Source organism: Streptomyces pyxinae (assembly GCF_024756275.1).
GTDB lineage: Bacteria > Actinomycetota > Actinomycetes > Streptomycetales > Streptomycetaceae > Streptomyces > Streptomyces pyxinae.
Genome location: NZ_JANUGQ010000009.1, coordinates 112,615 through 131,996, shown reverse-complemented (window position 1 = coordinate 131,996; position 19,382 = coordinate 112,615). Strand labels below are relative to the sequence as shown.

Genomic DNA, 19,382 nt, shown 5'->3' with positions numbered 1-19,382 from the left:
ACGGTCCCGGCCGGCGGCGGTCCGGCGGCGGTCCGCACACCGTTCGCGGCGGCCGGTCCGGCGCGGCGGACGAACTTCCGACTCTCCAGCGGGATGGGGGCGTTCCAGTGGGTGGCAGCGAGGCGGACGGCACGGCCGCCGGTAAGCGCCCGAACGAGCCATTGGGCTCGCACTTCGTGCGCAGCGGCTGGTCCAAGGGCGAGCTCGCCCGTCAAGTCAACCGCCGGGCGCGGCAGATGGGCGCGCATCACATCAGCACCGACACCTCCCGGGTGCGGCGCTGGCTCGACGGCGAGCAGCCGCGCGAACCCATCCCGCGCATCCTCGCGGAGCTCTTCTCCGAGCGCTTCGGGACCGTGGTGGCCGTCGAGGACCTGGGGCTGCGCACCGCCCATCAGTCGCCCTCGGTCTCCGGGGTCGACCTGCCGTGGGCCGGCCCGCAGACCGTCGCCCTGCTCAGCGAGTTCTCCCGCAGCGATCTGATGCTGGCCCGCCGGGGCTTCCTCGGCACCTCGCTCTCACTCGCCGCCGGCCCCGCCCTCGTCGAGCCGATGCAGCGCTGGCTGGTCCCCGCCCTCCCGGCCGAACCCCTCCACTCCGAACCGGCCGGCGGCGCGCGGCGGCCCTCCCGGCTCTCCGAGCCCGAGCTGGAACTCCTGGAAGCCACCACCGCCATGTTCCGCCACTGGGACGCCCAGTGCGGCGGCGGGCTGCGCCGCAAGGCGGTCGTCGGACAGCTCCACGAGGTCACCGATCTGCTCCAGGAGCCCCAGCCCGCCGCCACCTCCCGGCGGCTCTTCGGCTGCGCCGCCGAACTGGCCCAGCTGGCCGGCTGGATGAGCTACGACGTGGGCCTCCAGCCCACCGCCCAGAAGTACTTCGTGCTGGCCCTGCACGCGGCCAAGGAGGCCGGCGACAAGCCCCTCGGCTCGTACGTCCTCTCGTCCATGAGCCGCCAGATGATCCACCTCGGCCGCCCCGAGGACGCCCTGGAGCTGATCCACCTCGCCCAGTACGGCAGCCGGGACTGCGCCACCGCCCGCACCCAGGCCATGCTGTATGCGATGGAGGCCCGGGCGTACGCCAACATGGGGCACCCCAGCAAGTGCAAGCGGGCCGTGCGGATGGCCGAGGACACCTTCGTCGACGCCGGCACCGAGGGCGACCCCGAGCCCGACTGGATCCGGTTCTTCTCCGAGGCCGAGCTGAACGGCGAGAACGCCCACTCCTACCGCGACCTCGCCTATGTGGCGGGCCGCAGCCCCACGTACGCCTCGCTGGCGGAGCCGGTGATGGAGCGGGCGGTCGAGCTGTTCGGCCGGGACGACGAGCACCAGCGCTCCTACGCCCTCAACCTCGTCGGCATGGCCACCGTCCACCTGCTCAGACAGGAGCCGGAAGAGTCCGCCGTCCTCGCCGGGCGGGCCCTGGACGTCGCCGGGCGGGTCCGCTCCGAGCGGGTCAACACCCGGCTCCGCAAGACCGTGGCCGCCGCCACGCGCGACTTCGGAGACGTACCCGAGGTGATCGCGCTCGGCGACCGGCTCGCCCAGGACCTCCCCGAGACCGCGGAGGCCGTCTGACGGGCCCGGCGGGACGCCGTACCACCGCCCACCCGCCCGCGTCGGCCGCCCCGACCCCGGCCGATCGCTCCGGCGCGGACCGGCCCAAGACCCCGGCCGCGACAACCGCCCCTGATGCCCGACTCGGCTCCCCCGTGCCAGGTCAACCGGGTGGTTGTCGCGGCCGGTCCGTGTCCCCGGACCGGGGAGGGCCCGTTACATCCCTGTGACCCCGTGGTTCACGGTGACGTAACACGGCCACCCCCTTCGTCACCCGGGCGAAACACCGGGGGGCGTCGACCGAAACCGCACTGCGCCAACCTCGGGCGTCATAACCGGCCACCCTCCCCCCAGCCGCGCACCCCCACCCGGCTACGCCCCGCACCGGCCGTACGACGACGAGGAGACGCCGATGCCCCCAGGCATCACGACACTGGCCGCGGACGCGCCCGCGCTGTCCGCCGCCAACACCGGATTCATGCTCATCTGCTCCGCCCTGGTGATGCTGATGACACCGGCCCTCGCCTTCTTCTACGGAGGCATGGTCCGGGTCAAGTCCACCCTCAACATGCTGATGATGAGCTTCATCAGCCTCGGGATCGTCACGATCCTCTGGGTGCTCTACGGCTTCGGCCTCGCCTTCGGCGCGGACGCCGGCTCGGTCATCGGCTGGTCCTCCGACTACGCGGGCCTCAGCGGGATCGGACTGACCCAGCTCTGGGACGGCTACACCATCCCGGTGTACGTCTTCGCCGTCTTCCAGCTGATGTTCGCCATCCTCACCCCCGCCCTGATCAGCGGCGCCCTCGCGGACCGCGTCAAGTTCACCGCCTGGGCGCTCTTCATCGCCCTCTGGGTCACCGCCGTCTACTTCCCGGTCGCCCACTGGGTGTGGGGCTCGGGCGGCTGGCTGTTCGAGATGGGCGTCATCGACTTCGCCGGCGGCACCGCCGTCCACATCAACGCCGGTGCCGCCGCGCTCGGCGTGATCCTGGTCATCGGCAAGCGCGTCGGCTTCCGCAAGGACCCGATGCGGCCGCACAGCCTGCCGCTGGTGATGCTCGGCGCCGGACTGCTCTGGTTCGGCTGGTTCGGCTTCAACGCCGGATCCTGGCTGGGCAACGACGACGGCGTCGGCGCGGTGATGTTCCTCAACACCCAGGTCGCCACCGCCGCCGCGATGCTCGCCTGGCTGGCGTACGAGAAGCTGCGCCACGGCTCCTTCACCACCCTGGGCGCCGCCTCCGGAGCGGTCGCCGGGCTGGTCGCCATCACGCCGTCGGGCGGCTCCTGCTCCCCGCTCGGCGCCATCGCCATCGGCGCCGTCGCCGGACTGCTCTGCGCGATGGCCGTCGGCCTCAAGTACACATTCGGCTACGACGACTCCCTCGACGTGATCGGCGTTCACCTGGTCGGCGGCGTCACCGGCTCCCTGCTGGTCGGCCTCTTCGCCACCGGCGGCGTCCAGTCCGACGCCAAGGGCCTCTTCTACGGCGGCGGCCTCGCCCAGCTCGGCAAGCAGGCCACCGGTGTCTTCGCGGTCCTCGCCTACTCGCTGCTCGTCTCCGCCCTGCTCGCCTTCGTCATCGACCGGATCATGGGCATGCGCGTGCCCGAGGACGTCGAGGTCTCCGGCATCGACCAGGCCGAGCACGCGGAGACCGCGTACGACTTCAGCGGGGCGGGCGGCGGCACCGGATCGCGGAAGACCGCGCCCGGACCGGGCCACACCCTCGCAGCGGCCGGCACCAACAAGAAGGTGGACGCATGAAGCTCATCACCGCGGTCGTCAAGCCGCACCGGCTGGACGAGATCAAGGAGGCCCTCCAGTCGTTCGGTATCCAGGGCCTGACCGTCACCGAGGCCAGCGGCTACGGCCGGCAGCGCGGCCACACCGAGGTCTACCGGGGCGCGGAGTACACCGTCGACCTGGTGCCCAAGATCCGGATCGAGGTGCTGGTCGAGGACGAGGACGCCGAACAGCTCATCGAGGTCGTCGTCAAGGCCGCCAGGACCGGCAAGATCGGTGACGGCAAGGTGTGGAGCGTCCCGGTGGACACGGCCGTCCGGGTGCGCACCGGCGAACGCGGCCCCGACGCGCTGTAGCCGCAACGGTCGAGGGGCCGTGGCCGCCGGGTGTGCCGCCACGCGGGTCGGCACGGCCGGAAGTGACGGTGGCGCCGCCATGCGGGACGGCACGGTCGGAAGTGACGGGATACCGCCACGCGGGTCGGGCACCGGCCGGAAGTGACGGGGGACCGCCATGCGGGGCGGTACGCGGCCGGAAGTGACGGGGGTGCACGGGGCTAGGGCACGAGAGAGAGGCCGGGCGACGAGGATGACGGCGGACACGCGGACCACCCGGACGGAGGATTCCGGCCCCGGCGGTTACCCGGCGGCCCGGCTGCGCCTGCTCAGAGAGGGAGCGCCGCCCGGCCCGCCACGCCGTGCGGCCCTCTCCCGGCTCACCGACGACTGGCTCGCCGGGCTCTTCACTGCGGCCGGTGACGCGGCGGTGGGCGGTACCGGATCCGGTACCGGGGCGGGTGGTACCGGATCCGGTACCGCGACAGGCGGCTCCGGCGCGGGCGGCCCGGCCGGCTCCGGTGCCGGTGGCCCGGGTGCGGAAACCGGTCCGGCGGGGGTCTCCGGCACGGACGCGGGCACGGTCGCCGGGCCGGCGGCCGTCTCCGGTGCGGACGCGGCCGTCGCCCGGGCCGTGGCGCGGGTGCCCGGGACGGCACTGGTGGCGGTCGGCGGCTACGGGCGCGGCGAACTCTCCCCGCGCAGCGACCTCGACCTGGTGCTGCTCCACGACGGCAGCGCGCACCCCCGGACCCTCGCCGCGCTCGCGGACAGCCTCTGGTACCCGGTCTGGGACCTCGGCATCGACCTGGACCACGCGGTACGCACCCCCGCCGAGGCCCGGAAGGCCGCCGCCGACGACCTGAAGGTCCAGCTGGGCCTGCTCGACGCCCGGGCCGTCGCCGGGGACCGGGGCCTGGTCGCCGGTCTGCGCACGGCGGTCCTCGCCGACTGGCGGAACCAGGCCGCCCGGCGGCTGCCCGAGCTGTACGAACTCTGCCAGGAGCGGGCCGCCCGCGCCGGGGAGCTGCGCTTCCTGCTGGAACCCGACCTCAAGGAGGCGCACGGCGGGTTGCGGGACGCCACCGCGCTCCGCGCCGTCGCCGCCTCCTGGCTGGCCGACGCCCCGCGCGAGGGGCTGGCCGAGGCCCGCCGCCGGCTGCTCGACACCCGGGACGCCCTCCACCTGGTCACCGGCCGGGCCACCGACCGGCTCGCCCTCCAGGAACAGGACCAGGTCGCCAAGGAACTCGGCCTGCTGGACGGCGACAGCCTGCTCCGCGAGGTGTACGAGGCCGGCCGCACCCTCTCCTACGCCGCCGACCTCACCTGGCGCGAGGTCCACCGGGTGCTCCGCTCCCGGGCCCGGCGGCCCCGGCTGCGCTCGCTGCTCGGCGGCGGGCCCCCGCAGCCGCCGCGCACCCCGCTCGCCGACGGCGTGGTGGACATGGACGGCGAGGCCGTGCTCGCCCGTACCGCCCGGCCCGAACGCGACCCGGTGCTGCCGCTGCGCGCCGCCGCCGCGGCCGCCCAGTCCGGTGTGCCGCTCTCCCCGCACGCGGTCCGCCGGCTGGCCACCGCCGCCCCGCCGCTGCCGGTGCCCTGGCCCGCCGAGGCCCGCGAGGAACTGGTCACCCTGCTCGGCGCGGGCGAACCGACCGTCGCCGTCTGGGAGGCACTGGAGGCCGAGGGACTGATCAGCCGGCTGATCCCGGACTGGGAGCGGGTGCGGTGCCGGCCGCAGCGCAACCCGGTGCACACCTGGACCGTCGACCGGCACCTGGTGGAGACGGCCGTCCGGGCCGCCGCCCTCACCCGCCGGGTGCACCGCCCGGACCTGCTGCTGGTCGCCGCGCTCCTGCACGACCTGGGCAAGGGCTGGCCCGGCGACCACGCGGTGGCCGGCGAGACCATCGCCCGGGACGTCGCCGTACGGATCGGCTTCGACCAGCGCGACGCGGCCGTCCTCGCCACCCTGGTCCGTCACCACTTGCTGCTGGTCGAGACCGCCACCCGCCGTGACCTGGACGATCCCGCCACCGTGGAGACCGTCGCCGCCGCCGTCTCCACGCCCGACACCCTGGAGCTGCTGCACGCCCTCACCGAGGCGGACGCCCTGGCCACCGGCCCCGCCGCCTGGTCGGCCTGGCGCGCCTCGCTCGTCGCCGACCTGGTGGGCCGGGTCGCCGCCCGGCTGGCGGGTGACGCCCCGGCCGCACCCGAACCGGCCGCGCCCACCGCCGAACAGGAACGGCTCGCCCTGGAGGCCGTACGCACCGGGGAACCGGTCCTGCTGCTGCGCGCCCGGCCGGAGGCGGCGGGGGAGGGGGACGCCGGGGGCGCGGGCGACGGACCGGCCGGCGACGCGGCCGGGGGCGGTGTTCCGGGCGCGGGCGGCACCGGGGCCGCGGGCGGTGGACCGGGCGCCGGGGCCGCCGGGGACGGGCCCGAGCCGGTCGGGGCGGAGCTGCTGGTGGCGCTGGTCGAGCGGCCGGGCGCTGCCCGCCGTCGCCGGGGTGCTGGCCCTGCACCGGCTCACCGTGCGCGCCGCCGACCTGCGGGCCGTGGACCCGCCGGCCGACCTGGGCGCCGGCGCCGGATCCGTACTCGTACTGAACTGGCGGGTGGCCGCGGAGTACGGGGCGCTGCCCGAGGCCGGGCGCCTCCGGGCCGACCTGCTGCGCGCCCTGGACGGCTCGCTGAACATCGGGTCCCGGCTGGCCGAGCGGGAGGCCGCCCAGCCGCGACGGCGCGGACGGCAGGCGCCGCCGCCCCGGGTCACGGTGGCCCCGGCCGGCTCCGCCCGGGCGACGGTGATCGAGGTCCGGGCCCAGGACGCGCCCGGGCTGCTGCACCGCGTCGGCCGCGCCCTGGAGACGGCCGGGGTGCGGGTGCGCAGCGCCCATGTCTCCACGCTGGGCGCCAACGCGGTGGACACCGTGTACGTCACCCGGCCCGACGGCGCCCCTCTGGACGACGACCGGGCCGCCGCCGTCGCCCGCGACCTGGAGCGGGCGCTCACGGAGGGGTGACCCGGCCGGCCGTGACGGCGACCCGGCACGCCCCGGAGCGCCGGCCGGCACGCCCCGGAGCGCCGCCCCGGAGCGCCGGCCCGGACGGGCGCGCGCCACCGTGCGCCCGCCTCCGCTCCCGCCGCGCGCCGCCGTGCGCCGGGGTACTCGACCGGGTCCCCGCGGCCCCGCGCACGGCCCGGCCGGGGCCGGGTCCGTAACCGATTCGGACGGGCGAGGATCCGTATCCCGGCCGTCCGGATACCCTGGTGGGCGACTGTCCGCCCGCCACCTACACCCGAGGATCCGCGACCGCCGTGTTCGACACCCTCTCCGACCGCCTCGCAGCGACATTCAAGAACCTCCGGGGCAAGGGCCGTCTGTCCGAGGCGGACATCGACGCCACCGCCCGCGAGATCCGTATCGCGCTGCTGGAAGCCGACGTCGCGCTGCCCGTCGTCCGCGCCTTCATCAAGCAGATCAAGGAGCGGGCGCTCGGCGCCGAGGTCTCGAAGGCCCTCAACCCCGCCCAGCAGGTCGTCAAGATCGTCGACGAGGAGCTCGTCGGCATCCTCGGCGGCGAGACCCGCCGCCTCCGGTTCGCCAAGAACCCGCCGACCGTGATCATGCTCGCCGGCCTCCAGGGCGCCGGTAAGACCACCCTCGCCGGAAAGCTCGGCCACTGGCTCAAGGGCCAGGGCCACGCGCCGCTCCTGGTCGCCTGTGACCTCCAGCGCCCCAACGCGGTCAACCAGCTCTCGGTGGTGGCCGAGCGGGCCGGCGTCGGCGTCTACGCGCCGCAGCCCGGCAACGGCGTCGGTGACCCGGTGCAGGTCGCCAAGGACTCCATCGAGTACGCCAGGACCAAGCAGTTCGACGTGGTCATCGTCGACACCGCCGGCCGGCTCGGCATCGACCAGGAGCTGATGCGGCAGGCGGCCGACATCCGGGACGCGGTCAGCCCCGACGAGGTCCTCTTCGTCGTGGACGCCATGATCGGCCAGGACGCCGTCAACACCGCCGAGGCGTTCCGCGACGGCGTCGGCTTCGACGGCGTGGTCCTCTCCAAGCTCGACGGCGACGCCCGGGGCGGTGCCGCGCTCTCCATCGCGCATGTCACCGGCCGCCAGATCATGTTCGCCTCCAACGGCGAGAAGCTGGACGACTTCGACGCGTTCCACCCGGACCGCATGGCGTCCCGCATCCTCGGCATGGGCGACGTGCTCTCGCTCATCGAGAAGGCCGAGCAGACCTTCAGCCAGGAAGAGGCCGCCAAGATGGCCTCCAAGCTGGCGAGCAGCAAGGGCAAGGACTTCACGCTGGACGACTTCCTCGCCCAGATGGAGCAGGTCCGCAAGATGGGCTCCATCTCCAAGCTGCTCGGCATGCTGCCCGGCATGGCACAGATGAAGGAGCAGATCAACAGCATCGACGAGCGGGACGTGGACCGCACGGCCGCCATCATCAAGTCGATGACGCCGGCCGAGCGCCAGGACCCGACGATCATCAACGGCTCCCGCCGGGCCCGGATCGCCCGGGGCTCCGGGGTGGACGTCAGCGCGGTCAAGAACCTGGTCGAGCGGTTCTTCGACGCCCGCAAGATGATGTCCCGGATGGCCCAGGGCGGCGGCATGCCCGGGATGCCCGGCCTGCCGGGCATGGGCGGTGGCGCCGGCCGGCAGAAGAAGCAGCAGAAGCAGGCCAAGGGCAAGCGCAAGAGCGGCAACCCGATGAAGCGGAAGGCCGAGGAGCAGGCGGCCGCCGCCCGCCGCGAGCAGGCCCAGCAGGGCGGCGCCTTCGGCCTGCCGGAGGGTCAGCCGGGGCAGGACTTCGAACTGCCCGAGGAGTTCAAGAAGTTCATGGGCTGAGGCCCTGCCGGGCCCGTCCCGGCGAGCACGGCGAGGGGTGTCCGTCCGGGTGGATGGGCGCCCCTCGCGGCGTATGCACCGAACTGTGGGGTGCGCCGGCCGCCGTGTGTACCGACTGCCGCGTGTGCCGACCGCCGTATGTGCCGATCGCCGTATGTGCCGACCCGTCGGTGGGCCGATACCTCGCGCGTCGCGGTATCGCCCGTACGGCCCGCACGGCTCCGTTCCGCGTGCGGGGCCGTACGCCTGCGCCGGGGCGGGGGCCACCGGGACGCGTACCCGGACGGGCGCCCCCGGCCGTGCGCCCCGGGTCGGCATCCCCTTGCCCGGTGATCATGCCGGGCCGGCGGTCATGCCGGACCGGACCGGGGCCGGACCGGGGCGGGGCGGACCGGGTCAGGGGATGCGGGCGACCAGATAGCGGAAGACGTTCGGCATCCAGACCGTGCCGTCCGGCCGGATGTGCGGATGCAGCGCCTCCACGACCTCCTTCTCCACGGTGGCCTGGTCCGACGCCCGTATCGCCGCGTCGTAGAGCCCGGTCGAGAAGAGCCCGCGTACCGCGCTGGCCAGGTCCGCGTAGCCGAAGGGGCAGGCCACCCGCCCGGAACCGTCGGGTTTCAGCCCCGCCCTGGCGGCCACCTCCTCCAGGTCGTCCCGGAGCGCCGGCCGCCAGGTCGTCCCGGTGCGCAGCCGCTCGGTCAGCCGGCCCGCCACCCGCAGCACCGCCGAGGTGGCGCATCGCTCCGGCGGCCCCCAGCCGGCCAGCACCACCGCGCTGCCCCGCTCGGCCTGGCGCACGGCCGCCCCCAGGGCGGGGACCAGCCCCTCGGAGTCACCGGGTGTGCAGCCGATCGGCTGGAAGGCGGTGACCAGGTTGTACGGGCGGGCCGGGTCGGTGGCCTCCGCCAGGTCGGCCGGGGCGCCGTACAGCAGCCGCGTACCGCCCCGGCGCCGCCCGGCGCCACCGGAGTCGGGGAGCAGCCGCTCGCGCGCCAGGTCCACCCGCGCGTGGTCGGTGTCCACGCCGGTGACCTGCGCGCCGCGCGCCGCCGCCATCAGGAGGGCGAGTCCCGAACCGCATTCGACGCCCAGGAGCCGCGTACCGGTGCCGACGTCCAGATGCTGGTAGACCGCCTCGTAGAGCGGTACCAGCATGCGTTCCTGGATCTCCGCCCAGTCGCGGGCGCGGCCGGGCCCGTCCGCCGGAGGGACCGAGCCAGGGAGGGGGTGGTGCCGGACGAGCATAGGTGTCATCGAAAGCGCCCCAATCCGCCGAGAATTGCTCCTGTGCGTCTGTAGCCCTGATGGACAGCCCCCGTGTTCGCGCGCGCACTCCCCGTAAGCCAGGGAACTCCGCATCCGTCCCCAAGTCCAGGGGTGGGAAGTGAATGCTTGCGTGCCCCGGTCGTGCGCCCCCGGGCGCGTACCAGCGTCTCCCGTGGGCCCGGCGCGAACATCTCCCATAGTGGAGGCGCGGAGCGAATCCCGCCATGGCAGCCGGTCCGGGCAGCGCGCCGGAGCCGCCCGGCGGTACTGTCGCCCCGTGCGCCGACGGCGGCTCGCAGCCGGGGCTTTCCCCTGCCCGGAACCCGTCGCCTCCCGGCGTACGTGAGGGTTCGCGGGCGCTCGGCGCGCGCGCCGAACGCACCACCCAGGTGCGGGCCGTGCGGACATCCCGCACGCGGCGCGAAGGACCGGCCGCGGACCCGGAACCATGCCGACTGTACCGACTGACTGGTACGTGCAAATTATTTGGGATGCCCCGGAATGGAACCCGATACCGCCCCGGCTCGTTGTCACGACGTGAGCACGACACCACCTGTTCTCGCCGCAGAGCTGGCACAGGCGTGGGCCGACATTCAGCGGCACCACCCCGAGCTGCCGGATCTCGCCGCGCCCGAAGCCCTGATCGGAGAGTCCTCGTCCGCCTGTGGCGCCGAGCTCTCCTTCGAACGACTCCTCCACGAGGCAGTCCACGGCATCGCCGCCGCCCGGGGTGTCCGCGACACCTCCCGCGCCGGCCGCTACCACAACCGCAGATTTCTGGCGATCGCCGAGGAGATGGGCCTGGACCACTCCGAGGAGCCGCACCCGAGCAGCGGCTTCTCCCTGGTCACACTCAACCCCGAGGCCAAGCGCCGCTACCGCCCCACGATGGAGCGGCTGCACCGCGCCCTCCGGGCCCACACGGTGGCGACGGCCGCCGACACCAAGCGCTCCTTCCGGGGGCCGGCCGCCCGGCACGGCTCGTCCGGCGGCGGTGTGCGCGTCAAGGCCGTCTGCGACTGCGGGCGCAACGTACGGGTCGTCCCGTCGGTGCTCGCCCAGGCGCCCATCATGTGCGGCGGCTGCGGCAAGCCGTTCCGGATCCCGGAAAAGGTGGGCGCGGCGGGGTGACCTCGCGCGGTGTGGCACAATGGCCTGCTGTACTCGACAGTCGCACAGGACCCCTCTCTCCTCCGGCTGACGCGTCCATCGGGCACGCGAGTACCACAACCCCACGTGGCATGTCGTTGTGCCCACCCACGTCAAGACCAGGAGACACCACACCCGTGGCAGTCAAGATCAAGCTGAAGCGTCTGGGCAAGATCCGTTCGCCTCACTACCGCATCGTCGTCGCCGACTCCCGTACCCGCCGTGACGGCCGGGCCATCGAGGAGATCGGTCTGTACCACCCGGTGCAGAACCCCTCGCGCATCGAGGTCGACTCGGAGCGCGCGCAGTACTGGCTGTCCGTCGGCGCCCAGCCGACCGAGCCGGTTCTCGCCATCCTGAAGCTCACCGGCGACTGGCAGAAGGCCAAGGGCCTGCCCGCCCCGGAGAAGCCGCTGCTGGCCCCGGCGACCAAGGAGGACAAGCGTGCCTCCTTCGACGCCTTCGCCAAGGCGCTCGAGGGTGACGACAGCAAGGGTGAGGCCATCACCCCGAAGGCCAAGAAGGCCGACAAGAAGGCGGACGAGGCCGAGGGCGCGTCCACCGAGTCGACCGAGGGCTGAGCATGCTCGACGAGGCTCTCGAACACCTTGTGAAGGGCATCGTCGACAACCCCGACGATGTGCAGGTCGCCTCGCGCGACCTGCGCCGCGGGCGGGTGCTGGAGGTCCGGGTGCACCCCGACGACCTCGGCAAGGTGATCGGCCGCAACGGCCGCACCGCACGCGCCCTGCGCACGGTCGTGGGTGCCCTCGGCGGTCGGGGAATCCGCGTCGACCTGGTCGACGTGGACCACGTCCGCTGAGCACGTTGAACACCGGCACGGGCCGGGGAGGGCTGCGGCCCGCCCCGGCCCGTGGCGTATCCGGGCCCGGGTCCCGTCGGTCCCGGTGTTCCGTGGGAAGTTTCGCTGGTTCCGGCAGTTTCCGGAGAAGGAGAGCGGTAGAGCAGTGCAGCTGGTAGTCGCCCGGGTCGGCCGGGCCCACGGCATCAAGGGTGAAGTCACCGTCGAGGTCCGGACGGACGAGCCCGAGCTGCGGCTCGCCCCCGGCGCCGTACTCACCACGGATCCGGCCGCCGCGGGGCCGCTCACCATCGAGACCGGGCGGGTGCACAGCGGACGGCTGCTGCTGCGCTTCGCGGGCGTCCGCGACCGCAACGCCGCCGAGGCGCTGCGCAACACCCTGCTGATCGCGGACGTCGACCCCGAGGAACGGCCCGAGGAACCCGACGAGTACTACGACCACCAGCTCGTCGACCTCGATGTGCTGCTCGCCGACGGCACCGTCGTCGGACGGATCACCGAGATCAGTCATCTGCCCTACCAGGACCTGTTCGTGGTGGAGCGCCCGGACGGGAGCGAGGTGCTGATCCCGTTCGTCGAGGAGATCGTCACCGACATCGACCTGTCCGCACAGCAGGCGGTGATCGCTCCGCCCCCCGGTCTCATCGACGACCGCGCCGAGATCGCCTCCGCGCGGGACACGGAGCCGCACGGTGACGCCGGCGAGGACCGGGGCGCGGGCGAGGACCAGGGCGCCGGCAAGGGCCGGGGCGCGGACGAGCGCCCGGGTGCGGGCGACGGCACGGACGCGGCCGGGGGTGCGGCCGGGACCGGGAGCACGGCCGCGGACCCGGGAGACCGGGAGACGGACCGAGGGACGGGCCGGATGACGGACCCGGGTACGGACCGGGGGACGGAGCCCGGGACCGGCGGGGGCGCTCGCTGATGCGCCTCGACGTCGTCACGATCTTCCCCGAGTACCTGGAACCGCTGAACGTCTCGCTGGTCGGCAAGGCCCGGGCCCGTGGACAGCTGGGCGTGCACGTCCACGACCTGCGGGACTGGACCCACGACCGGCACAACACCGTGGACGACACCCCGTACGGCGGCGGCCCGGGCATGGTCATGAAGACCGGCCCCTGGGGCGAGGCGCTCGACGACCTGCTCGCCGACGGTTACGAGACGGGCGCCCACGACCCCGTACTCGTCGTCCCCACCCCCAGCGGGCGGCCCTTCACCCAGGAACTCGCCGTCGAACTCTCCGAGCGGCCCTGGCTGATCTTCACCCCCGCCCGCTACGAGGGCATCGACCGCCGGGTGATCGACGAGTACGCCACCCGGATGCCCGTGTACGAGGTCTCCATCGGCGACTACGTCCTGGCCGGCGGCGAGGCGGCCGTCCTGGTCGTCACCGAGGCCGTGGCGCGGCTGCTGCCCGGTGTCCTCGGCAACGCCGAGTCGCACCGGGACGACTCCTTCGCCCCCGGCGCCATGGCCAATCTGCTGGAGGGCCCCGTCTACACCAAGCCGCCCGAGTGGCGCGGCCGGGACATCCCGGAGGTGCTGCTCAGCGGACACCACGGGAAGATCGCCCGCTGGCGGAAGGACGAGGCCCTGCGCCGCACCGCCCGCAACCGGCCCGATCTGCTCGAACGCTGCGAGCCGGCGGCGTTCGACAAGAAGGACCGGGAGATCCTCTCCCTGCTCGGCTGGGCCCCGGAGCCCGGCGGCCGATTTTGGCGCAGGCCGGGGGCCGTGGAAGAATAGGCCGCTGCTGTGCGTCCGGCGTGCGCCCCTGCCACAGGGGGACACGACGCCCGTCCGACGCGAACGGCACTCCTACGTCTCACGACATTCCGCCGATGACCTGTGGCATCGGCGAGGAAGCAGAACATCATGTCTCACCTGCTCGACTCCGTCGACGCCGCTTCGCTGCGCTCCGACGTCCCGGCGTTCCGCCCCGGCGACACCGTGAACGTCCACGTCCGCGTGATCGAGGGCAACCGCTCCCGTATCCAGCAGTTCAAGGGCGTCGTCATCCGCCGCCAGGGCGCGGGCGTCCGCGAGACCTTCACGGTCCGCAAGGTCTCCGCCTCCGTCGGCGTCGAGCGCACCTTCCCGGTGCACAGCCCGATCTTCGAGAAGATCGAGCTGATCACCCGCGGTGACGTCCGTCGCGCCAAGCTGTACTACCTCCGCGAGCTGCGCGGCAAGGCCGCCAAGGTCAAGGAGAAGCGCGACAACTGAGCTCCGGCTCACACACGCGACCGGGTTCACCGGGTGGCCGGATAGGCTCTTCCCCCGATGGACACCGAAGCACAGCACACCGAGCGCGGCCGCCCCTCCGAACCGGAGGAGCGGCCGCGCTCCGTGCGTTCCGGTGCCGGAGCCCCGGAACGGTCGCCGGGCGGGCCCGCGAGCCGTACGGCGGGTGGCTCCCCGGAGGGCCGGGAGCCGGACGGTGCCGGGGGCCGCGACCGGTCGCCGGACGAGCCCGTGAGCCGTACGGCGGGTGAGCATGCGGGGCGGGAGCCGGGCGAGCCCATGAGCCGTACGACCGGTGAGCGTGGGGGCCGGAAGGGCCGCCGCCGGGCGGCCGGCGGCTTCCTCCCGCCGCTGCGCTCCTGGCGCGGGGCCGGGCTCATCGGCGCCGTCTGTGCCGTGTCCCTGCTGCTCGTCAGCCATTTCCTGGTGCAGCCGTTCCAGATCCCGAGCGGCTCCATGGAGCCGGCACTGAACGTGGGGGACCGGGTTCTCGTCAACAAGGTGGCATACCGTTCCGGTTCCCGGCCCGCACGAGGAGACGTGGTGGTCTTCGACGGCACAGACTCCTTCATCCAGCAGCCGCCCGAGCGGAATCCGGTCACCGGACTGCTCCGGGACGCCGCCGCGGCCGTCGGCCTCGCCGAGCCGCCCGTGACCCACTTCGTGAAACGGGTCGTCGGAGTGGGGGGCGACCGGGTCACGTGCTGCGACCGGACGGGCCGGATCGAGGTGAACGGCACCCCGGTGACCGAGCCGTACGTCCACCCCGGGGACGCCCCCTCCCGGGTGGCCTTCGACATCGTCGTACCCGACGGCACCCTCTGGATGATGGGCGACCACCGCGACCGCTCCCACGACTCCCGCGACCTGCTGGGCTCCCCGGGCGGCGGCATGGTCCCGGTGGAGCGGGTGATCGGCCGCGTCGACTGGATCGGCTGGCCGGTCGGCCACTGGTCCGCGCCGGAACCGACCGCCGCCTTCGACCGCGTACCGGAGCCCGGGACCGGGCCGGGCCACGGCGCGGCCGGGCGGGGCGGGGGCGCCCATGGGTAGGCGCGGCAAACAGGGCAGTCACCGGGCCGACACCCGGCTGCCCACCGGCTCCCGGCCCACCGACGGCGGGCGGCCACTGCCCGGACGTGCCGAACGGCGGCGGCTGGCGCGCAAGGTGAAGCGGCGCCGGCAGCGCTCGGCGATCAAGGAGATCCCGCTGCTGGTCTCGGTCGCCCTGCTGATCGCGCTGGTCCTGAAGACCTTTCTGGTGCAGGCGTTCGTCATCCCCTCGGGCTCCATGGAGCAGACCATCCGGGTCGACGACCGGGTGCTGGTCGACAAACTGACCCCGTGGTTCGGCGGCGAGCCGGAGCGCGGGGACGTCGTCGTCTTCCAGGACCCCGGCGGCTGGCTCCAGCAGGAGAACGCCCGGAAGAAGGACGATCCGGTCGGCGTCAAGCAGATCAAGGAGGGACTGGCCGCCATCGGCCTGCTCCCCTCCGACGACGAGCAGGACCTGATCAAGCGGGTGGTCGCGGTCGGCGGGGACACCGTCGCCTGCTGCGACAAGGCGGGCCGGGTCACCGTCAACGGCGCGCCCCTCGACGAGCCCTATCTGCACCCCGGCAACGTCCCCTCCACCATTCCCTTCGAGGTGAAGGTGGCACCCGGGCGGATCTTCGTCATGGGCGACCACCGGGAGAGATCCGCCGACTCGCGCTTCCACCTGGACGAGGAGTACCAGGGCACGGTCTCCGAGGACCAGGTGGTGGGCCGGGCCGTGGTGATCGCCTGGCCCTTCGCCCACTGGCGCGGTCTGGAGGCGCGGGACACCTTCGGCTCGGTGCCGGACCCGCCCGCCGGAGCGGCCGGGACCTCCGGAACTCCGGCTCCGGACCCACCGGGCGGCGCGGCGGTGGCGGGCGGTGCGTCGCATAGTGTGGTCCCCCGGAATCCCAATGGATTGATCCGGCTCCCGACCCCTGCGGAACTCCCGCTCGTTATGGGAGTGGTGGGCCTTCCCCTGATGTGGGGCGGGCGGTTGTACGGACTGAGGAGTGGATGTGGGGGATTTGGCGGTCGGCGCTCGATCCGGACGAGACGAGCCCGAGAAGAGGCCGGGGCGGTTCGCCGGGCGGTCTCCCGGTTCCGCCGGCGCGTCACCCGAGCCCCTCGTGGACGTGACCGGCCCCGCTGACGGCGGCCGCGCATCCGGCGGCGCGGGCGGACACACCACCGGTTACGACGCCGGCGCGTACGACGCCGGTACGTACGGCCCCGGCGCGTACGGCTCCGGGGACGGCGCCGGTGGCGCGGGCGGACCCGGTGGATCCGGAGCCGGCGGCCATGGCGGCGGCCATGGCGGTGGGGGCTTCGGCGGCCCCGGGGACGGCCCCCATGGCGCAGGCGGCCACGGCGACGGCGGCCACCGGGGTGGCGGCCACGGCTCCGGGGGCGCAGAGGGTGCCGAGGGCGCCGAGGCCACGGACGGGCCGGAGGACGGTGAGCGGCGCGGAGCCAAGAAACAGCGGTCGTTCTGGAAGGAACTTCCGCTGCTGATCGGTATCGCGCTGGTGCTCGCGCTGCTGATCAAGACCTTCCTGGTGCAGGCGTTCTCCATCCCGTCGGATTCGATGATGAACACCCTGCAGCGCGGGGACCGGGTGCTGGTGGACAAGCTGACGCCCTGGTTCGGCTCCGAGCCGCAGCGCGGTGAGGTCGTCGTCTTCAACGACCCGGGCCACTGGCTGGAGAACGAGCCGACCCCCGACCCCAACCCGCTCCAGCGGTTCCTGGGCTGGATCGGCCTGATGCCCTCCTCCGACGAGAAGGACCTGATCAAGCGGGTCATCGCGGTCGGCGGGGACACCGTGAGCTGCAAGAAGGGCGGCAAGGTCGTCGTCAACGGCAAGCCGCTGGAGGAGTCCTCGTACATCTACCCCGGCTCCACCCCCTGCGACGACCAGCCGTTCGGCCCGATCAAGGTGCCCGAGGGCCGGATCTGGGTGATGGGCGACAACCGCCAGAACTCCCTGGACTCCCGGTACCACCAGGACCTGGAGGGCAACGGCACCGTCCCGAACGGGAACGTCGTGGGGCGCGCGATCGTGGTCGCCTGGCCGGCCACCCGCTGGGCCACCCTGCCCGAGCCGGACACCTTCGCGCAGCAGGGGCTGAGCGCCGCCGCTGCCGCCGCGGCCGGCCCGGGTGCGCTGGGCCTGGCCGGCGCGCTGCCGCTCGTCCTCTGGCGCCGCAAGCGCCTCGCGGAACGGGATTGACACCGGCCGGGGGACCCGTGGCCGGGGCCCCGGCCCGGCGGCGGCCCCGGCTTCCGCAGCACCGGACCGCCGCGGGCCTTCGCAGCACCGGACCGCCGTCCCGCACCGCCGGGGCGGCGGTCCGGTGTCTTGCCAGGCGTACCGCCGGGTAATGCCTCGCGGGTAGGGTGCCGTCCGGAGGTCGGGGTCCGAGGCGGGGAGCGCTGGTATGAGTGGTACGCAACACCCGGTCGGCGGTCGCGGCCGGGCCGGCGCCGTGCTGTCGGGGCTGGCCGTCGCCGTGGGCTGTCTCCTCTTCCTCGGCGGATTCGCCTGGGGAGCCGTCGTCTACCGGCCCTACACCGTGCCCAGCGATTCGATGGTTCCCACACTCCGTCCCGGCGACCGGATCCTGGCCCAGCGGATCGACGGCGCCGAGGTGCGGCGCGGTGACGTGGTGGTGTTCCGGGACACGCTCTGGGGTGACACCCCGATGGTCAAGCGGGTGGTGGGCGTCGGCGGCGACAAGATCTCCTGCTGTGGCACCGGCGGCCGGCTCACCGTCAACGGCACGCCGGTCCCCGAGCCGTATCTCTCCTCCCCGGGACAGGCGTCGCCGACGAACTTCTCCGCCACGGTTCCCGACGGACACCTCTTCCTCCTCGGCGACCAGCGCTGGGTCTCCCTGGACTCCCGCATCCATCTGAAGGATCAGGAACAGGGCTCGGTGCCGCGTTCGGCGGTCACGGCCCGGGTGGACGCGGTCGCCTGGCCGTTCACCGGTCTGGACACGGTGGAGCGGCCCGACGGCTTCGCCGCGCTGCCGGGCGGGGTGTCGCGGCCGGGCCCGGTGCGGATCGTGGCCGGCGCGGTGGCGACGGGAGCGGTTCTCGTCCTGCTGGGCGCGGCGTACGGGCCGGTGGCCGGTGCGCTGGCCCGGCGGCGCACCCGGGCCGGTGCCCTGGCCGAGCGGACCGCCGGTGTCTGAGCCGATGGCGCCTTCCGGGCCGGAGGAGCCTTGTGAGCCCAGGCGGCCTCCCGGGCCGGGGGAGCCCTCCGGTTCCGGGGAGCCCTCCGGGACAGCGCTGCGGAAGGTGGCGCGGGTGGTACTGCTCGACCCGGACGACCGGATCCTGCTGATGCACGGGTACGAGCCCGACGACCCGGGAACCACCTGGTGGTTCACGCCCGGCGGCGGTCTGGAGGGCGACGAGAGCCGCGAGGAGGCGGCGCTGCGCGAACTGGCCGAGGAGACGGGCCTGACCGGTGTCCGGCTCGGCCCGCTGCTCTGGCGGCGGACCTGCTCGTTTCCGTTCGCCGGACGGCGCTGGCACCAGGACGAGTGGTACTACCTGGCCCGCACCACCCGGACGGAGGTGGCCCCCGGCCGGCTCACCGAGCTGGAGTCGCGCAGTGTCGCGGGGCTGAGGTGGTGGACCTCCGCCGAAGTCTCCACGACGCGTGAGACGGTGTATCCGACACGACTCGCCGAGCTGCTGCGCACCCTGCTCGTCGAGGGCCCTCCGCGTACGCCGGTGGTGCTGCCGCCGGAATACGCCTGAGGGCGACCGGGGCACGCCGCTCGCTGGCGCACAATGGGGGCACGCACGGCTGAAGGGGAACATGCCATGAGCGCCGAGGACCTCGAAAAGTACGAGACCGAGATGGAGCTGAAGCTCTACCGGGAGTACCGCGATGTCGTCGGGCTGTTCACCTATGTGATCGAGACCGAACGGCGCTTCTACCTCACCAACGACTACGAGATGCAGGTGCACTCGGTGCACGGCGAGGTCTTCTTCGAAGTGTCCATGGCCGACGCATGGGTGTGGGACATGTACCGTCCCGCCCGGTTCGTGAAGAAGGTCCGCGTACTGACCTTCAAGGACGTGAACATCGAGGAGCTCAACAAGAGCGACCTCGAACTCCCGGGCAGCTGACGCCCAGGACTTCCAGGGCCGGGTCCCAGGGGCGGGCCGCGTATCGAGGCGACAGGCGCGCACCGGGCCGGCGACGGTGAGTGCCGCCCGACCGGTGGCTCACGGTGGGCCACCGGACGGGCCGATTCACCGCCACGGGTGGCGAAGTTGTCCCCAACCGGCCGGTTGTCCACCAAGATCCAC

General features: G+C 73.6%; 16 protein-coding genes and 2 pseudogenes. 17 read left to right on the top strand and 1 reads right to left on the bottom strand.

Translation table 11 applies throughout. The features are described from left to right. Positions 1–107 precede the first annotated feature (107 nt). The 5 genes and pseudogenes from nsdA (at position 108) to ffh (ending at position 8,526) form a co-directional block, all read left to right on the top strand. Positions 108–1,583: a transcriptional repressor NsdA gene (nsdA, locus tag NX801_RS13105; RefSeq protein WP_258787781.1), complete on the top strand. Its 1,476-nt coding sequence runs from the start codon at positions 108–110 to the stop codon at positions 1,581–1,583. A 391-nt stretch (positions 1,584–1,974) separates the two neighbouring features. After that, entirely contained in the window at positions 1,975–3,333 is a 1,359-nt protein-coding gene (locus NX801_RS13100) for an ammonium transporter (RefSeq protein ID WP_258787780.1), read from the top strand. Further along, on the top strand, positions 3,330–3,668 hold the full coding sequence (locus NX801_RS13095) for a P-II family nitrogen regulator (RefSeq protein WP_258787779.1): 339 nt from the start codon (positions 3,330–3,332) through the stop codon (positions 3,666–3,668). The genes NX801_RS13100 and NX801_RS13095 overlap by 4 nt, the downstream gene beginning before the upstream one ends. 613 nt (positions 3,669–4,281) lie before the next feature. Further along, positions 4,282–6,679: pseudogene (locus NX801_RS13090) on the top strand ([protein-PII] uridylyltransferase). 296 nt (positions 6,680–6,975) lie between these two features. Then, positions 6,976–8,526 (top strand): signal recognition particle protein, encoded by a 1,551-nt coding sequence (gene ffh, locus NX801_RS13085; protein ID WP_258787778.1) that lies wholly within the window; start codon positions 6,976–6,978, stop codon positions 8,524–8,526. Positions 8,527–8,922: 396 nt separating this feature from the next. On the opposite strand, the gene NX801_RS13080 is transcribed toward ffh, so the two are convergent. Beyond that, entirely contained in the window at positions 8,923–9,783 is an 861-nt protein-coding gene (locus NX801_RS13080; RefSeq protein ID WP_258787777.1) for a class I SAM-dependent methyltransferase, read from the bottom strand. 549 nt (positions 9,784–10,332) lie between these two features. On the opposite strand from NX801_RS13080, the gene NX801_RS13075 reads away from it, so the two are divergent. The 12 genes and pseudogenes from NX801_RS13075 (at position 10,333) to NX801_RS13020 (ending at position 19,199) form a co-directional block, all read left to right on the top strand. Beyond that, entirely contained in the window at positions 10,333–10,926 is a 594-nt protein-coding gene (locus tag NX801_RS13075; RefSeq protein WP_258787776.1) for a hypothetical protein, read from the top strand. Between the two features lie 155 nt (positions 10,927–11,081). Continuing rightward, complete coding sequence (gene rpsP / locus NX801_RS13070) at positions 11,082–11,525, top strand: 30S ribosomal protein S16 (RefSeq protein WP_258787775.1); 444 nt, start codon at positions 11,082–11,084, stop codon at positions 11,523–11,525. A gap of 2 nt (positions 11,526–11,527) precedes the next feature. Then, a complete protein-coding gene (locus NX801_RS13065; RefSeq protein ID WP_258787774.1) occupies positions 11,528–11,767 on the top strand; it encodes an RNA-binding protein in 240 nt (79 codons plus the stop codon). A gap of 145 nt (positions 11,768–11,912) precedes the next feature. Next, positions 11,913–12,497: pseudogene (gene rimM, locus NX801_RS13060) on the top strand (ribosome maturation factor RimM); the annotation flags it as partial. Positions 12,498–12,691: 194 nt separating this feature from the next. After that, positions 12,692–13,513 (top strand): tRNA (guanosine(37)-N1)-methyltransferase TrmD, encoded by an 822-nt coding sequence (gene trmD / locus NX801_RS13055; protein WP_258787773.1) that lies wholly within the window; start codon positions 12,692–12,694, stop codon positions 13,511–13,513. Between the two features lie 129 nt (positions 13,514–13,642). Next, positions 13,643–13,993: a 50S ribosomal protein L19 gene (rplS, locus tag NX801_RS13050; RefSeq protein ID WP_258787772.1), complete on the top strand. Its 351-nt coding sequence runs from the start codon at positions 13,643–13,645 to the stop codon at positions 13,991–13,993. Between the two features lie 297 nt (positions 13,994–14,290). Next, positions 14,291–15,064: a signal peptidase I gene (gene lepB / locus NX801_RS13045; protein WP_258787770.1), complete on the top strand. Its 774-nt coding sequence runs from the start codon at positions 14,291–14,293 to the stop codon at positions 15,062–15,064. Then, positions 15,057–16,202 carry a signal peptidase I gene (gene lepB / locus NX801_RS13040; RefSeq protein WP_258787768.1) on the top strand — a complete coding sequence of 382 codons (1,146 nt, stop codon included), beginning with the start codon at positions 15,057–15,059 and terminating at the stop codon, positions 16,200–16,202. Before lepB (NX801_RS13045) ends, lepB (NX801_RS13040) begins: the two co-directional genes overlap by 8 nt. Beyond that, complete coding sequence (gene lepB, locus NX801_RS13035; protein ID WP_258787767.1) at positions 16,186–17,283, top strand: signal peptidase I; 1,098 nt, start codon at positions 16,186–16,188, stop codon at positions 17,281–17,283. Before lepB (NX801_RS13040) ends, lepB (NX801_RS13035) begins: the two co-directional genes overlap by 17 nt. A gap of 208 nt (positions 17,284–17,491) precedes the next feature. Beyond that, a complete protein-coding gene (gene lepB / locus NX801_RS13030) occupies positions 17,492–18,250 on the top strand; it encodes a signal peptidase I (protein ID WP_258787765.1) in 759 nt (252 codons plus the stop codon). Between the two features lie 4 nt (positions 18,251–18,254). Beyond that, on the top strand, positions 18,255–18,824 hold the full coding sequence (locus NX801_RS13025; RefSeq protein WP_258787902.1) for an NUDIX hydrolase: 570 nt from the start codon (positions 18,255–18,257) through the stop codon (positions 18,822–18,824). A gap of 66 nt (positions 18,825–18,890) precedes the next feature. Beyond that, positions 18,891–19,199: a DUF2469 domain-containing protein gene (locus tag NX801_RS13020; protein WP_258787763.1), complete on the top strand. Its 309-nt coding sequence runs from the start codon at positions 18,891–18,893 to the stop codon at positions 19,197–19,199. The last annotated feature ends 183 nt before the right edge of the window (positions 19,200–19,382 follow it).

Excerpts from the sequence above, each read along its gene's own strand:
- NX801_RS13100 (WP_258787780.1), top strand. The coding sequence starts at position 1,975 with ATGCCCCCAGGCATCACGACACTGGCCGCGGACGCGCCCGCGCTGTCC.
- NX801_RS13095 (WP_258787779.1), top strand. The coding sequence starts at position 3,330 with ATGAAGCTCATCACCGCGGTCGTCAAGCCGCACCGGCTGGACGAGATC.
- NX801_RS13080 (WP_258787777.1), bottom strand. The coding sequence starts at position 9,783 with ATGACACCTATGCTCGTCCGGCACCACCCCCTCCCTGGCTCGGTCCCT.
- NX801_RS13065 (WP_258787774.1), top strand. The coding sequence starts at position 11,528 with ATGCTCGACGAGGCTCTCGAACACCTTGTGAAGGGCATCGTCGACAAC.
- trmD (WP_258787773.1), top strand. The coding sequence starts at position 12,692 with ATGCGCCTCGACGTCGTCACGATCTTCCCCGAGTACCTGGAACCGCTG.
- rplS (WP_258787772.1), top strand. The coding sequence starts at position 13,643 with ATGTCTCACCTGCTCGACTCCGTCGACGCCGCTTCGCTGCGCTCCGAC.
- lepB (WP_258787770.1), top strand. The coding sequence starts at position 14,291 with ATGAGCCGTACGACCGGTGAGCGTGGGGGCCGGAAGGGCCGCCGCCGG.
- lepB (WP_258787768.1), top strand. The coding sequence starts at position 15,057 with ATGGGTAGGCGCGGCAAACAGGGCAGTCACCGGGCCGACACCCGGCTG.
- lepB (WP_258787765.1), top strand. The coding sequence starts at position 17,492 with ATGAGTGGTACGCAACACCCGGTCGGCGGTCGCGGCCGGGCCGGCGCC.
- NX801_RS13025 (WP_258787902.1), top strand. The coding sequence starts at position 18,255 with ATGGCGCCTTCCGGGCCGGAGGAGCCTTGTGAGCCCAGGCGGCCTCCC.
- NX801_RS13020 (WP_258787763.1), top strand. The coding sequence starts at position 18,891 with ATGAGCGCCGAGGACCTCGAAAAGTACGAGACCGAGATGGAGCTGAAG.